Genomic DNA, 14,146 nt, shown 5'->3' with positions numbered 1-14,146 from the left:
AACCAGCCCGGCTCCTCACAAGGACGGCAATTCGATGGCCGGGGGCTGATCCAGCGCATGGGTGCTGCATAAAGCCACCCAAAGGGCACCGTGGCGCTGCGTGCTGCAATGCGCCTCGACCTGGAGTCCGGCGCCGGCCGCCGCGCCGCGCAGCTTGAAGCGGGCTTCCTTTTCACTCCAGGCGCGGTAGAAGGCCGGCGCCAGTTCCTCGTCGGGCAGCTGGCGCAGGGCCTCCCACTCGGCTGCGCTCAAGGCTTGCCCGGCCAGCGCGGCCAGGTCGCGGCTGGCGTCGATCAGGCCGATGTCCAGGCCCAGCGCGGTATCGGGACTGACGGCGCAGGCGCTCCACGGGCCGCTGTGGGCAATGCTGAAGCCGGGCAGCGCCGCCTGGACGGCATGGGCGGCATGGCCCCCTTGGGCGGCCTTGCGGCCGCCCCTGGCCACGCCCGGCAGCATCAGGCGCGGCGCCTGGCCGACCTGCTCCTCCAGCACGATGCTGTCCGGCGCCTGCCGCAGCAGCTGGCCCAGGGCCATGCGCAGCAGCACGCGGCCCAGCAGGAACTGGCGGCGCCGCTCGGGCAGTATGAAGCGCTGGTAACGCGCCAGTTCGCCCTGGCCCAGCCAGGGCAGGCGCGATTCCAGCAGCGCGTCGGCCACGGCGGCGCCGTCAACCAGCCAGATGGTAGCTTTCATGCCTGAACAGGGTAGTCGTTGTCAGCACCACAGCTTACACCAAGCGGGCTACGCCACGGCTGGATAGGGGCGCCGCCGGAGCACACCGGCTATCCGGCGCCGGACCGGGAACCCGCCTGCGCGGCCGGCTGCGGGCTGGCCGCCGGCACCGGTGCGGGCTGCAGCGACCAGACGCTGTATGGATCGCCGTGCCGGCCGCGCCGCAGCACGGCGCGCCCCATGCGCCAGTAGAGGGCCGCGAGCAGCAGCGCCACCGCCGCCACCCCGGTGGCCACTCCGCCGCCGGCCATGGCGCGCAAGGCATCCGTGCCGCCGGCATGCCAGTGCGCCAGCGGGATGGCAGCGCAGAGGGCGGCGCACAGCATCAGCAGCTCGTGCGCCGCGCGCGCCGGCGGCCGCGCGAACGCCCAGGCCACGCACAACAGGAACACGGCGTAGTAGCCGCGCTCCTCCCACAGCGGCAGCGCGCCCGGCGCGGCCGGCGCCAGCTGGTTGAGCAGGAAAACGGCGGACACCCCGGCCACGCAGCCCAGGCAGACGCCCAGCGTGGCCTGGGCCATCAGCCGTGCGCTGCGCGGTTGCGCCAGCGTGCCGCGCTTGCGGCGCGACTCTATCCACAGCAGGTTGCCGCTGTAGAACAGGAAGGCGCCGGCCAGGCCGAGGATGAAGTACATCCACTGCACGGCCGCCCCGCCGAAGCTGGCGAAGTGCAGCGACTGCAGGCTGCGCAGGAAGCGCGTGCCGGGGCTGAAGTTCTCCGGCATGACGACTCGTCCGACCTTGCCGCTGGCGGCGTCCAGCACCACCGCCGCCATGCCGGCCAGGGTGCGCTGCTGCACCTGGCCAACCACCTGGACCTGGCCATGGAGGTCGCCGGCGCGCTGGTAGGACATGGTCTCCGCCTCGATGCCGGGTACGGCCTGGCGCGCCTGGGCCAACAGCAGGCCGGCCGGCGCCAGCGGGGCCGCCACGCCGGCCGGCTTGGGCGGCAGGGAGACATAGATGTCCGCGCCCGCCAGCTGGAGCAGCTTGCCGTCGAACACCAGGAACTGGAACGGCGCCAGCAGCACCAGGCCCAGCGCCAGCACGGCGCTGCTCCAGGCATACATCAGGTGGAAGGGCAGCGACAGCATGCCGATCGCGTTGTGCGCGTCGCGCCACATGCGCTTGACGTTCTTCCCCACCCGCAGCGCGAACAAGTCCTTGGCCAGCGTGGGCGCGTAGATGACCACGCCGCTGGCCAGCGCCAGCCCGTACAGGATGCAGACCACGCCCAGCACATAGATGCCCCAGCTGCGCGGCAGCCCGGCCGTGTAGTGCAGGCGGTAGATGAAGTCGACCAGCTGCGAGCGCTCGCGGAATTCCTCCAGCCGCCCGTCCGCATCGAGGCGGAAATGGCGTTGGCCGAACTCCAGCTCCGTGCCCGGCTGGTGCGCGGTTGGCAGGCGCAGGATGAAGCCGGCCGCCGCCTCGGGATGGGCCCGCAGCACGGCGTCCACCAGGGCCTGCGGCGCCACCGGCGGCCCGGCGGTACGGGCCGGCGGCGTTTCCCAGGCCTGCAGCTGCTCGTGGAAGATGGTGATGGCGCCGGCGTAGAAGGCGATGAACAGCCCGAAGCCGGCGATCAGTCCGACCCAGGTGTGCACCGACAAATAGGTGCGCAGGGTGGCGGCCTTCATGCGGCCACCCGCAGCAGGCCGGCGGCCTTGAGCAGGTACAGCGCGGCGTGGCCGGCCACGGTCAGCCCGCCCATCCACAGCCAGGCCCGCAGGCCGCTGCGGAACAGGAAGGCGGCCGCCATCACGCCTATCCAGACCGGAAAGAACAGCAGCAGCAGCGGCAGCGTGGTGCGCGCCTGGTCGCCGCCCAGCAGCGCCGCCAGCCCGACCAGCGCCACCGACAGCGGCAGGCCGAGCAAAGCGGCTGCAGTCGATTTACCCCACATGGCGGGCCTCCTTGCGGTCCGGCCCGGGCCCGTGCAGCCAGGCGTCCAGGTAGGGCAGCGCCACCAGCGCCGCCATCAGTCCGGCCAGCGCCATGCACACGGCGCTCCAGGCGCCGTAGGGCTGCGCGGCGCCGCCGGCGGCGCCGGCCAGCAGCGGCGCGGACAGCCAGCGCAGCAGGGCCTTGCGCCGCAGTGCGGCCCGCCACAGCGTCTGGTGCGGCGAGGCCAGGTACAGGCACAGCCCGGCCAGGGCCGCCACCGTCATGCAGATCCAGTTCATGCGCCCTCCCCTGTCACATCTGGCCCTGCAGGCCGAAGCCGAACTGGCGCGCATTGCCGAGGATGACGGCGTAGCGGCCGGTCACGGTATCGAGCTTGTTGGCCGTGATGTAGCTGCGGTTGCTCAGGTTGCTGCCGTAGGCGAACAGCGTGACGTTCCTGGTGAGCGCCACGCTGGCCTTGCCGCCCAGGGTGGTGTGGCCATCGTTGCGGTCCACGTTTTCCGGGCCGGTGTAGGTCGCGCCGCTGCGCACCAGGTTCATGTTCAGCATCCAGCGGCCCGGCGTCCAGCTGAAGCCCAGCGACTGGGTCTGGCGCGGCGAGCGCGCGAACTGGTGGCCGCTGTAGTCCGCCGTGGGGGTGACGAAACTGTCGAAGCGGGTGCGGGCGATGCCAAGTGCGCCGAACAGTTCCAGGTCGCGCGCCACGCGCCCGCGCGCCTCCGCCTCCAGGCCCTGCAGGTGCGAGCTGCCGGCATTGACGAAATAGGTGTCCAGCGTGTTGCGGCCGACGTTGACCTGCTGGTCGGTCCAGTTGACCCGGTAGGCGTTGAGCGCCACCATCAGGCCGTTGTCCAGCACGCCCTTGAGCGAGGCCTCGTAATTCTTGGTGTACTCGGGCCCGAAGGGATGCGGGCCGCGCTGGTAGCTGTAGTCGATGCCGCCGGTGCGGTAGCCGCGCTGCGCCGTCAGGCCGGCCACCCAGGCCGGCGCCAGCGCGTAGCGCAGGCCCAGCTTGGGCAGCCACACCGTGTTGTCGGTCCCCAGGTCCTGCACGCTGTCGGCCGCGAACACGCCGCCCCGTATCAGCTGCTGGAACACCTGGCGCGCCAGCGGCGTGGTGCCGCTGGTGGCCGAGGTCAGGATGCGCCGCTGCCGTTCGCCATCGAAACGCATGCCGGCGGTCAGGGTCAGGCGGTCCAGCACGTAATCGACCTCGCCGTAGGCGGCGCGCGTCTTGCTGCGGTTGTCCTGCAGCTGGCGGCGGTCGATGAACTCGGCGCCATAGGTGGCGTCGCACACGGTCTGCACCCGGCACTGCCCGGTCAGCCCCAGCACATAGGACACCGGCACCGTGTAGGCGTCGTCGCCGGCGTAATACTGCTGCGAGTAGTACAGGCCGGCCACGCCCTTGAGCCGGTGTCCGGCCAGCTCGGTGTCGAAGTTCGCGCGCGCTTCCTGCACCCATTGGCGGTCGATGTTCTCGCCGCTGCGGTAGCCCTGCGGCAGTTCGGTGCCGTCGTAGTCCTGCACCCGGGTGTAGCGGTTGTGCGAATAGGTGCTCAGCAGCGTGACATCGGCGCCGCCCACGCGGAAGGTCTGCTCCAGCGCGGCCGAGCGGGTATGGTTGCGCGCCGTGCGCGGCTCGTTGGACAGGTTCTGGCGCGCCTGCGCCGGCACCTTGACCGCCTCCACCTGGGGAAAGCCGGTGTCCTGGAGGTCGTCGACCAGGGTCACCAGCGCCTGGTAGCGTTCGCCCCAGGGCGTGATGCGCAACTTGCCGCGCAGGGTGTGGCCATCGTCATGGTTGACGCGCCGGTCGTCGCGGGTGGGGTTGTAGACGTCGCCGTCGCGCCGCCGCTGCTCCAGCGACAGGCGGCCGGCCAGCACCTGTTCGACGATGGCGCCGCCGCCGGCCAGCGCCACCCGCTGCGCGTGCTGGTTGCCGGCGCTGACGCGGTAGCTGAAGTCGGGTACGTCGGACGGGTCGCGCGTCTTGAGCACCACCGCGCCGGCCAGCGCATTGCGGCCCTGGTTGGTCGATTGCGGGCCGCGCAGCACCTCCACGCGGTCGGCGTCCCACACGCTGAGGTTGGCGATGTCCTGGCCGAAGCCATCCTGCGGCACGCCATCCATCACCAGCGCGATGGTGCGGCTGGAACCGCCGGTGGGCCCGTAGGCCTGCACGCCGCGGATGGACAGGTTCTCCGCCGTCCCCACGTTGGCCATCTGCGCCGCCACGTCTTCCAGCGTGGTGACGCCGGACTCGGCGATCTGGCGCCGGTTGCGCGCGCCGACGCTGGCGCTGCTGTCGGTCTCCGTGCGTTTCAGCTTGTCCCCGGTGATGACCACCTGCTCCACCACCGCCTCGTCGGCGTGCGCCTGCCACGCCCCCATCGCGCCAGCCAGCGCCAGCACCACCCCCTTGATACGCATCGACATCCCTCTTTATTGAATGAGAATTATTACCAATAAAGAATAATAAATGAGAATCGTTTACATTTGCAATATCAATTTTCAAGGGAATGGAAGGAAGATCGCGATACGGGTGCCGGCCCGCAGGGCGCTGGCGATGGCGATCTCGCCATCGTAGGCCGCCACCCGCTCGCGCATGCCGACCAGGCCGATGCCGGCCGAGGCCAGGGCGGGATCGAAGCCGGCGCCATCGTCCACGATCTCCATGCGCAGGCCGCCCTGCTCCACGGCCAGCGTCACCACGGCCTGGCCGGCGCGCGCATGCTTGACGATGTTGGACAGGGCTTCCTGCACGATGCGATAGGCCGAAATCGCCATGCCGCCCTCCAGCCGGGAGAAGTCGCCGCTGGCGCACACCGTGTAGCGGCAGCGACGATGCGCCTGCCCGTGGTGGCGCGCCATTTCCTCGACGGCGCCGTCCAGGCCCAGCATGTCCAGCACTTCCGGACGCAGGCGCCGCACCAGGGCGCGGCCGCTGTTGTACAGGGCCAGGGTCAGGGCGATGATGGATTGCGCGCGCTCCCTGACTTCGCCCCCGGGCGAGACGGCGGCGATGCGCTGCGCCTCCAGGCGCGCCGCCACCAGGGTGGCGTTGAGCTCATCGTGGATTTCCAGCGCGATGCTCTTGCGCTCATCCTCGACCGCCGTGTCCACCTGGCGTATCAAGCGGCGCTTCTCGGCGTCGGCCGCCCGCAGCGCCTGCATGGAAGCCTGCAGCGCGTCGTTCAGGCCGCGCGACAGCCGCCACGCCAAGAGCGCGCAGGCGCCCAGGCCCAGGCAGGCCACCCCCAGCTCCCAGTAGAAGCGGCGGGTCTGCCTGAGCAGCAGGGACGAGGGCGACATGGTGACCCGCACATAGCCCATGGTCTCGGTGCTGGCGCTGGCGGCGCCGGCGCCATTCTTGCGGTAGGGCTTGCCGGCCGGGTCCAGCATGGTCACCCACAGCAGGCGCTTCTGGATGGGCGCCTCCCAGGCGCGCGCGTCCGGTTCGCCGGCCTGGGCGGCGGCGGCCCGCACCAGCGGCTGGCGCCTGGCGTCGAGCACCTCGATGCGGTGGATGCTGGCGTCGGCGCGCAGCATGCCGTTGATGGTCAGGCGCAGGTCGTCGTAGCGGCCCGAGAGCAGGCTGTATTCACTGCTCTCGGCCAGCACCTTGGCCACCAGCGGGCCGCGTTCAGCCATCTCCTCGCGCACCTCGGCCAGGCGCGACTGGTAGGCGTACCAGACGAAGGTGCAGAACATGTAGGCCAGCGGCAGCAGCGTGATGGCCAGCAGGCGGGCCCGCACGCTCCAATCGCTCCAGCCGCGCCAGGGCAAGAGACGCATGCGCTCAGGGCTCGATCAGCCCGTGCCGCACCGCCAGCCGGGTGATGGTGGCGGGCCGGTGGACCCCGAGTTTTTCCTTCACGGCCTGGCTGATATTGCTGATGGTCTTGGTGGACACATCGAGTTTTTCCGCGATCTCGGCATTGGTCAGGCCCTCGGCCATCAGGGTGAAGATTTCCAGCGCGCGCTCGTCCAGCTGCGACTGCGGCGACAGTTCGCCGCGCACCGACAGGTTGGCCAGGCGCTCGGCAATGGCGGGAAGGAAGTACAGCTCGCCCTGGTGCGCGCGCCGCACGGCCGCCGCCAGGTCGGCCGGATCGCAATCCTTGGTGATGAAGGCGCGCCCGCCGATGCGGTAGCTCTCCTTGATCAGGGCGTCCTGGTCGAACTGGCTGAGGAACACGATGGCGGCGCCGGGATGGGCCGCCAGGATCTGTTTTGCCACATCGAGCCCGGTCAGCTGCTCGCCGAAGCGCAAGTCCAGCACCGCCACGTCCGGACCCAGGGCGTCGTACTGCTGCACCGCTTCCTGCGGCGTGCGGGCCTGGCCCACCACGTCCAGGCCCTGCCCCTGCAGGGACATGGCGAAGCCCGTCATCACGATGGGATGGTCGTCCGCCAGCAGTACGCGGATCTTGCCTGTGTTATACATCTACCACCTCGTAGCATGGAAATTTACCAGAAGATGGAAGAATAACACACTTCCATATTTCTATAACCTGGCATAGTATACTTCCATACAGTAGCAAAACACCTACCATAGGAGAGCAATATGGACTTCTCACCAGTTCCAGGCCAGCGCAACAAACACCTCACCGGCATCGCCTTCGTGCTTGCCATCCATGTGCTGCTGGCGGTGCTGGTGGCAAGCGGCTCCAGGCTGTCCGTGTTCAGGCAGAAGCCCACGGAAATCGAGCTGGTGCAGACGCCCTTGACACCGCCACCGCCGCCGCCCGCCCTGCCCGATCCGCCGCCCATGCCGGCCCCGGCCACGCCGCAGATCTATGTGCCGGTGCTGGAAACACCGGTGGCGGCCACCACCCAGCCCACGGTGACGGCCCATCCCATGCCCGACAATCCGCCGGCAGCCAGCACGGCCGGCGCCGCCACCGGCGCCCCCGCCACCACGCCCGGCCCGGCCAAGGCGGGGCCGGTGCGGGTGCCGGCCGTGGTCGACGCCTCGGCCTGCAGCAAGCCGGACTATCCGAAGAATGCGCTGCGCAACGGCGATACCGGCACCGTCACGCTGCAATTGCTGGTGGGGGTGGATGGCCGCGTGACCGACTCGCGGGTGGAGAAGTCCAGCGGCTTCCGTGAGCTGGACCGGGCGGCCCAGACGGGGCTGAGCCTGTGCCGGTTCAAGCCGGAGACGCTGGACGGCGTCCCGCGCGAGAGCTGGACGCGCATGCAGTACTTGTGGAGCCTGGACGACTGACGCGCCTCAGAACACCCACAGGGCCTCGGGCGGCAACTGCAGCCAGTAGTGGCCCGCGTCCAGGCGGAACTTGGAATAGGCGCGCAGGCTGACGCCGCCGCCGGCCGGACTCTTGAACAGGCATTCGTAACGGTCGCCCAGGTACATGCAGGTCAGCAGCGGCAGTTGGATGGCGTTGTCGGCGGCGGAGGCGCTCACCTTCACTTCCTCGACGCGGATGATGGCCACCGGCTCGGCCAGGCCGGGGCCGCGCCCGCTGGCCTGCAGGCGCGCGCCGTCCAGTTCCAGCGTGACCCGGGCGCCGTCGCGCGCCACCACCTTGGCCGGCAGGCGGTTGTTACTGCCCATGAACTCGGCCGTGAACAGGGTCTCGGGGGTCTGGTACATGCTTTGCGGGCTGCCCTGCTGCTCGATCTTGCCGTTGTTGAGCAGCAGGATGCGGTCCGAGATCGCCATCGCCTCGGCCTGGTCGTGGGTCACCATCAGCGCCGACAGGCCCATGCGCACGATCAGTTCGCGCAGGAAGGCGCGCGCTTCCTCGCGCAGCTTGGCGTCCAGGTTGGACAGCGGCTCGTCCAGCAGGATCACGGGAGGGTTGTACACCAGCGCGCGGGCGATGGCCACGCGCTGCTGCTGGCCGCCGGACAGCTGGTGCGGGAAGCGCTGGCCCAGGTGGCCCAGGCCGAGGTTCTTCAACACGTCGTTGACGCGCTGCTCGATCTCGGCCTTGCCCAGCTTGCGCAGCTTGAGGCCATAGGCCACGTTGTCGAACACGGTCTTGTGCGGCCACAGGGCGTAGGACTGGAACACCAGGCCAAGGTTGCGCTGCTCGGCCGGCAGCTCCAGGCCGGCGGCGCCGTCGAACACGCGCCTCTCCCCTATATCGATGCTGCCCAGGCGCGGGCTTTCCAGCCCGGCCACGGCGCGCAGCAGCGTGGTCTTGCCGCTGCCCGAGGGGCCCAGCAGGGCCACCACTTCGCCCTTCTGCAAATGCATGGACACGCCCTTGAGGATGGGATTGGCGTGGGCGCCGCTGCCGTATTCCAGGTGCAGGTCGTTGACGGTCAGTTCATTCATCATGAGGTCTCGTTTCATGGTCATGGTCTCGTTATGCGGTGGTGCGCTCAGTGGTGCAGCTTGACGCCGAAGCGCAGCGCGATGCCCAGGCCGATGGCGACCAGGGTGATATTGACGAAGGACAGCGCGGCCACCAGGTCGGTGGCGCCGGTCGCCCACAGCGACACCAGCAGCGCGCCGATCACCTCGGTGCCGGGCGTGAGCAGGTACACGCCGGTCGAGTATTCACGCTCGAAGATCAGGAATACCATCAGCCAGGCGCCCAGCAGGCCGTACTTGACCAGCGGCACCGTGACGTCGCGGGTGACCTGGCCGCGGCGGGCGCCCACCGCGCGCGCGGCCTCCTCCAGCTCCGGCCCCACCTGCAGCAGCGCGGTCGAGATCAGCCGCATGCCATAGGCCATCCATACCACGGAATACGCCAGCCACAGGGCGAAGATGGTCGAACGCACCGAGCGCAGGGCCGGGATCGCGTGTTCGCTCAGCCACAGCGCCAGGCCGTTGTCCCAGCCCTTGAGCATGCCGTCCAGCCAGCTCGGCACGAACAGGAACACCCACAGGAAGGACAGGCCCGCCAGCAGGCCGGGCACGGCGCGCGGCACCAGCACGCTGTAGTCCAGCAGGCGGGTGATGGTGTCCGGCTTGCGGTGCATGGCCAGCGCGATGGCGCAGTAGCAGATCACGGCCAGGCCGCCGCCCACCACGCCGATCAGCACCGTGTTGAAGATGCCGCGCACCAGGCCGGGATGCTCGAGGATCTCGCGGAAGTGCTGCAGGGTCAGCACGTCGGCCAGCCGCACGCCCTCGCCCCAGTACTGCACGAAGGCGCGCAGCGCGATGCCCGACACCGGCATGATGATGGTGAAGGCCAGCCAGGCGAAGATCAGGCCGAAGGCCAGCCACTTCCAGCGCCCCAGCGGCATGGGCTTGCTGCGCGCGCCCTTGCCCTTGATGGACACGAACTTGTTGGCCGACTTCAGCAGGCGGCGCTGTATCAGCACCAGCGGCAGGGTCACCATCACCAGGCACACGGCCACGGCGGCCATCAGGTGATAGGACGGCGTGCCCAGCTTGTTGGTCAGCTTGTACAGGTAGGTGGCCAGCACCAGGTGGCCCTCCGGGTCGCCCAGCACCAGCACCAGGCCGAACACCTCGAAGCCGAGGAAGAACACCAGCACCGCGGCATAGGCCAGGGCCGGCGTCACCATGGGCAGCGAGACGTTGAACATCACCTGCAGCGGCGAGGCGCCGCTCACGCGGGCCGCCTCCTCCACGTCCGAGCCCAGGCTTTTCAGGGCGGACGAGGCGTACAGGTAGACGTGCGGCACGTGGGTCAGGCCGGCGATCACCACGATGCTGGTGAAGGAATAGATGTTCCAGGGGATGAAGCCGAGGAGGTCCTTGACCCACAGCGAGTAGAAGCCCACCGGGCCCATGGACACCACGTAGCCGAAGCCCATCACCATGGGCGACACGAAGATGGGCACCAGCAGCATGGGCGCGATGAAGCTGCGGCCAGGCAGGTCGGTGCGTATCATCAGGAAGGCCAGCATGCCCCCCAGCGGCACGGCGATGGCGGTCAGGCCGGTGGCCAGCAGGAAGGCGTTCTCGAAGGCCAGGGCGAAGTCCGGATCCTCGAAGATGAAGCGGTAGGAATCCAAGCCCAGCTCCTTGACCGGCGCGAAGAACGGCGCCGACAAAAAGCTTTGGTAGAAAATCAGGTACAGCGGCAGGAAGATGGCGAGCGCGGTCAGCGCCACCACCACCCCGCGCGGCCAGTTCAGGCCGGCCCGGCCGGTGCCGGTCAGGGTCAGTGTGGTCATAATGGGTCCCAGGGGTTGAGGATGGCGGCGCGCGGGTGCGGCCGCCGCACGGCTTATTTCTTGACTGCCGAGTCTTTCCACTGCTTGAGGAAGGCCATGCGCTTGGCCGGGCCGAGATACTGCAGCACCATGGGGTGCACCGGCACGGGCTTGATGTTTTCCTTTCCGATCTGCTTGATCAGGTCAGCCGAGGTGGTCTCGCCGCTGACGTCGGCGCGGATCGCGAACAGCTTGGATTCATTGGCGATGACGGTCTGGCCGCGCTTGGACAGCGTATAGTCCAGCCACAGCTTGGCGGCATTGACGTTCTTGGCGGTTTTGCTGATGAACAGCACGCGCGACATGATCAGCGTGTAATCCTTGGGCAGCACCACGCCGATCGAGGGATCGGTCTTGGCGCGCACCAGGGCGTAGGAACCCAGCACGTTGTAGCCGATCAGGTTCTCGCCCGAGGAAATGCGCTCCATCATGGTGCCGGTGGAAGACTGCACCCGCACCTTGGCCACGCCGAAGGCGCTGGCCAGTTCGGGGAACTTGCCGTATTCGCGCGCGTCCTGGGTCATGAACATGAAGCCCAGGCCGGACTTTTCGATGTCGTAGGTGGTGACCTTGTCGCGGAACTTGGGCTGCTGGATCAGCTTGACGAAATCGGCGTGCGTCTGCGGCGCTTCCTTGGGGTCCACCAGGCGCTTGTTGTAGACGATGGCGGCCGGCTCGAAGGTGGTGCCGTAGGCCTGGTCGTCCCACACCGCCCAGCCGGGGATGGCGGGAGCTTCCACCGACTTGTACTTGAGGGCATAGCCGTCCGAGGCCAGGCGCATCTGCAGGTCCATGGCCGAGGACCATACGGCGTCGGCGCTGCCGCCACCGGCCGCCACCTCGGAGATGTAGCGGTTGTACACCTCGGTGGTGTTCATGTCGTTGTACTCGACCACGATGCCGGGATAGAGCGCGTTGAAATCCTTGATCAGCGGCTGGGTAGCCTTGCTGTCGGTGGCGCCGTAGATCACCAGCTTGCCTTCTTTTTTGGCGGCGTCGATGATCTTCTGGTAGTCGGCCGGATAGCCGGCCGGCGCCTGTGCCAGCGCACCGGCGCTGGCGGCGGCCGCGCAGGCGGCCATGATGATGGTATGCAGTTTCATGAAGTCTCCATTGTTGTTTGCGTTGTTTCCATTTTGCACAAAGAGGGCGTTTCAACATGAGCATGGCCAGGCGCAGCTCCGAAGACAGTGCGCCTGCACGGCGAGGAGCTGCAACGACGCCATGGTCATGTTGAAGCGCCCTCTCAGCGCATCAGTCCCAGTTCGGCTGCTCGCCGGCTGTATTCCGCCACCGCCTTTTTCACATGCGCCGTCAGCGCATCGCCGGTCAGGCCGTAGGGATACAGCCCGGCGGCCGCGCGCAGCCGCGCAAAGTCCGGCGTGGCCAGCACGCGCTCAAAATAAGCCACCCAGCGCCGGTAGTCAGCCTCCGGCACCTGGGGGCCCATCCACACGCCGCGGATGATGGGCCAGACCACGTCCACGCCCTGTTCCCTGGCGGTCGGCACCGCCGACAACACCCCGGGCAGGCGCCGCTCGGACAGCACCGCCAGCACCCGGGTGTTGCCGCCGGCCGAGTACAGGGCTGCCTCCGAGGCGTCCCCCGACACCACCTGCACGAAGTTGGCGTGCATGGCGGTGAAAGCTTCGCCGCCGCCTTCCAGCGCCACGAAGCGCAGCACCTTGGGATCGATGCCGGCCGCCTTCACCAGCAGCGCCATCTTCAGCCAGTCCTGGCTGCCGATGGTGCCGGACACGCCGATCAGGACCTTGCGCGGCTCGCGCTTCAGGGCCGCCAGCAGTTCGGCCAGGCTGCGGTAGGGCGAATCGGAACGCACCGCGATCATGCCGTAATCGGCCCCCAGCGCCGCCACCCAGCGCACGTCATCGGCGCGCACCTTGCCGAACTTGCCCTGCGCCAGGTTGAGCAGCGAACCGCCGGAAAACGCCACCAGCGTATTCGGCTCGGCGCGGCGGCGCGACACCAGCGAATGCCAGGCCACCGCGCCTATGCCGCCGGGCAGGTAGCTGATGTGCATGTCGGACGGCGGCGCGTGCGGCTGGCCCTTGAGCGCCAGCAGCCCGTTGTGGGCCAGCTTGCAGGTCAGGTCCATGGCGCCGCCCGGCTTGGACGGCACCACGCACTCCACTGCGGCGGCGTGGCCCGGCTGCGCCGCCAGCGCCAGCAACAGCAGCAGTATCAGCACGAGGGCCGGCAGCCTGGCCACACGGTTACGCCCGGGCTTGACCACGGCGTTCCATCAGAAGCGGTGCTGGATGCCCGCCATCAGGCCGCGCTGCGAGGTGCCGAAGCCGGCGTCGTCGCGCGACAGGCCGGTCAGCTGGCTGTTTTTCGCCTTCGCGTAGCCGCCGGTCAGGTGCAGGTCGGTGCGCTTGGACAGCGCGTAGCGGTAGCGCAGCACATACAAGGTGGGATCGGCATCCTTGCCGGCCGCGACATTCTTGACATTGATGTGGTAGACCGCCCCGGTCAGGGTGGTGGCGGGATCGAGCTTGTAGGCCAGCCCGCCCCACCAGGTGGTGGCGTCCACGTCGGCGGTGGCGGCCTTGCCGGCCACCAGCTTGTAGTCGCGCATCATCAGGAAGCCCTTGGCGGCGCCCTGCTCGTAGCTGCCGCCCAGGTGCCACACGGTGGTCTGGTCGCGGTTGCCGGTGGCGGCCACGGTATTGCCATTGATGCGTTCCCAGGTCGCCGTCAGGTTCAGGCCCTGGAGCGGATTGTAGACCGTGCTGAAGGCCGCCTTGGCGCTGTCGCGCACGCCGGTGGTCTGTTCGCCGAAGCCGTAGCTGGCGCCCAGCTTGAGCGGGCCGAAGCTGCCGCTGTACTTGACCAGGTTGTCGAACTGGGTGGTGAAGCCGTACTTGGAAGGGCCGGTGGCCGGGCCGGAGGTGGCCCAGGAGTAGTTGGGCGCGAAGCCCATGGGATCGAAGCCGATGATGGTGTCGTACACGCTGGTGAAGGAACGGCCCAGGATCACGCGGCCGTAGCTGCCTTCCAGGCCGACGTTGGCCTGGCGCTTGAACAGGTTGCCGTCCTGGGCGCCGGTATCCATGAGGATGCCGCCTTCGAGGTTGAACACCGCCTTGAGCCCGCCGCCCAGGTCCTCGGTCCCGCGCAGGCCCCAGCGCGAGGTGTTCATGCCACCGGAGCTGACCCGGGTCAGGTTGCCGCCGCCGGCGGCGGCGTTGTTGACGGTGTCCACGCCCAGGTCCAACAGGCCATAGACCTGGACGTTCGATTGTGCGTGCGCTGCGGATGCGGCCAGGCACAGGGCCGCCAGCGGCAGGTGGGATGTCTTCATGCTGTCTCC

At 68.8% G+C, this 14,146-nt stretch carries 13 protein-coding genes; 1 reads left to right on the top strand and 12 read right to left on the bottom strand.

Annotation, left to right across the window (positions count from 1 at the left end; genetic code table 11):
* Positions 1-15: 15 nt before the first annotated feature.
* From ACLB1G_RS15705 to ACLB1G_RS15675, 7 genes are all read right to left on the bottom strand, one after another.
* Positions 16-693, bottom strand: coding sequence for a 4'-phosphopantetheinyl transferase family protein (locus ACLB1G_RS15705; protein WP_491628158.1), 678 nt, complete (start codon positions 691-693; stop codon positions 16-18).
* Between the two features lie 89 nt (positions 694-782).
* Positions 783-2,372, bottom strand: a complete 1,590-nt coding sequence (locus tag ACLB1G_RS15700) for a PepSY-associated TM helix domain-containing protein (RefSeq protein ID WP_491628157.1) — start codon at positions 2,370-2,372, stop codon at positions 783-785.
* The gene (locus tag ACLB1G_RS15695; RefSeq protein WP_491628156.1) at positions 2,369-2,638 is read right to left on the bottom strand and encodes a hypothetical protein; all 270 of its coding nucleotides are present in this window, start codon (positions 2,636-2,638) and stop codon (positions 2,369-2,371) included. The genes ACLB1G_RS15700 and ACLB1G_RS15695 overlap by 4 nt, the downstream gene beginning before the upstream one ends.
* Positions 2,628-2,918 carry a hypothetical protein gene (locus ACLB1G_RS15690; RefSeq protein ID WP_491628155.1) on the bottom strand — a complete coding sequence of 97 codons (291 nt, stop codon included), beginning with the start codon at positions 2,916-2,918 and terminating at the stop codon, positions 2,628-2,630. Before ACLB1G_RS15690 ends, ACLB1G_RS15695 begins: the two co-directional genes overlap by 11 nt.
* A 13-nt stretch (positions 2,919-2,931) precedes the next feature.
* Positions 2,932-5,079: a TonB-dependent receptor gene (locus tag ACLB1G_RS15685; protein ID WP_491628154.1), complete on the bottom strand. Its 2,148-nt coding sequence runs from the start codon at positions 5,077-5,079 to the stop codon at positions 2,932-2,934.
* A gap of 75 nt (positions 5,080-5,154) precedes the next feature.
* Positions 5,155-6,438: a sensor histidine kinase gene (locus ACLB1G_RS15680; protein ID WP_491628153.1), complete on the bottom strand. Its 1,284-nt coding sequence runs from the start codon at positions 6,436-6,438 to the stop codon at positions 5,155-5,157.
* A 4-nt stretch (positions 6,439-6,442) separates the two neighbouring features.
* On the bottom strand, positions 6,443-7,090 hold the full coding sequence (locus ACLB1G_RS15675) for a response regulator transcription factor (RefSeq protein ID WP_491628152.1): 648 nt from the start codon (positions 7,088-7,090) through the stop codon (positions 6,443-6,445).
* 120 nt (positions 7,091-7,210) lie between these two features.
* On the opposite strand from ACLB1G_RS15675, the gene ACLB1G_RS15670 reads away from it, so the two are divergent.
* A complete protein-coding gene (locus tag ACLB1G_RS15670) occupies positions 7,211-7,873 on the top strand; it encodes an energy transducer TonB (protein WP_491628151.1) in 663 nt (220 codons plus the stop codon).
* Between the two features lie 6 nt (positions 7,874-7,879).
* Here ACLB1G_RS15670 and ACLB1G_RS15665 read toward each other — a convergent pair whose 3' ends face one another.
* The 5 genes from ACLB1G_RS15665 to ACLB1G_RS15645 form a co-directional block, all read right to left on the bottom strand.
* Positions 7,880-8,950, bottom strand: coding sequence for an ABC transporter ATP-binding protein (locus ACLB1G_RS15665; protein ID WP_491628229.1), 1,071 nt, complete (start codon positions 8,948-8,950; stop codon positions 7,880-7,882).
* 47 nt (positions 8,951-8,997) lie between these two features.
* Positions 8,998-10,773 carry an ABC transporter permease gene (locus ACLB1G_RS15660; protein ID WP_491628150.1) on the bottom strand — a complete coding sequence of 592 codons (1,776 nt, stop codon included), beginning with the start codon at positions 10,771-10,773 and terminating at the stop codon, positions 8,998-9,000.
* Positions 10,774-10,826: 53 nt separating this feature from the next.
* Positions 10,827-11,915: an ABC transporter substrate-binding protein gene (locus tag ACLB1G_RS15655; protein WP_491628149.1), complete on the bottom strand. Its 1,089-nt coding sequence runs from the start codon at positions 11,913-11,915 to the stop codon at positions 10,827-10,829.
* Between the two features lie 143 nt (positions 11,916-12,058).
* Entirely contained in the window at positions 12,059-13,066 is a 1,008-nt protein-coding gene (locus ACLB1G_RS15650; protein ID WP_491628148.1) for a tripartite tricarboxylate transporter substrate binding protein, read from the bottom strand.
* A gap of 9 nt (positions 13,067-13,075) precedes the next feature.
* Positions 13,076-14,137, bottom strand: a complete 1,062-nt coding sequence (locus tag ACLB1G_RS15645; RefSeq protein ID WP_491628147.1) for a porin — start codon at positions 14,135-14,137, stop codon at positions 13,076-13,078.
* Positions 14,138-14,146 lie beyond the last annotated feature (9 nt).

This window comes from Duganella kummerowiae, from assembly GCF_053572355.1.
This window is presented reverse-complemented; position numbering and strand designations above follow the sequence as displayed.

Coding starts and splice junctions, on each gene's coding strand:
- ACLB1G_RS15690 (WP_491628155.1), bottom strand. CDS start 2,918: ATGAACTGGATCTGCATGACGGTGGCGGCCCTGGCCGGGCTGTGCCTG.
- ACLB1G_RS15700 (WP_491628157.1), bottom strand. CDS start 2,372: ATGAAGGCCGCCACCCTGCGCACCTATTTGTCGGTGCACACCTGGGTC.
- ACLB1G_RS15660 (WP_491628150.1), bottom strand. CDS start 10,773: ATGACCACACTGACCCTGACCGGCACCGGCCGGGCCGGCCTGAACTGG.
- ACLB1G_RS15680 (WP_491628153.1), bottom strand. CDS start 6,438: ATGCGTCTCTTGCCCTGGCGCGGCTGGAGCGATTGGAGCGTGCGGGCC.
- ACLB1G_RS15675 (WP_491628152.1), bottom strand. CDS start 7,090: ATGTATAACACAGGCAAGATCCGCGTACTGCTGGCGGACGACCATCCC.
- ACLB1G_RS15645 (WP_491628147.1), bottom strand. CDS start 14,137: ATGAAGACATCCCACCTGCCGCTGGCGGCCCTGTGCCTGGCCGCATCC.
- ACLB1G_RS15665 (WP_491628229.1), bottom strand. CDS start 8,950: ATGAATGAACTGACCGTCAACGACCTGCACCTGGAATACGGCAGCGGC.
- ACLB1G_RS15655 (WP_491628149.1), bottom strand. CDS start 11,915: ATGAAACTGCATACCATCATCATGGCCGCCTGCGCGGCCGCCGCCAGC.
- ACLB1G_RS15695 (WP_491628156.1), bottom strand. CDS start 2,638: ATGTGGGGTAAATCGACTGCAGCCGCTTTGCTCGGCCTGCCGCTGTCG.
- ACLB1G_RS15685 (WP_491628154.1), bottom strand. CDS start 5,079: ATGTCGATGCGTATCAAGGGGGTGGTGCTGGCGCTGGCTGGCGCGATG.
- ACLB1G_RS15670 (WP_491628151.1), top strand. CDS start 7,211: ATGGACTTCTCACCAGTTCCAGGCCAGCGCAACAAACACCTCACCGGC.
- ACLB1G_RS15705 (WP_491628158.1), bottom strand. CDS start 693: ATGAAAGCTACCATCTGGCTGGTTGACGGCGCCGCCGTGGCCGACGCG.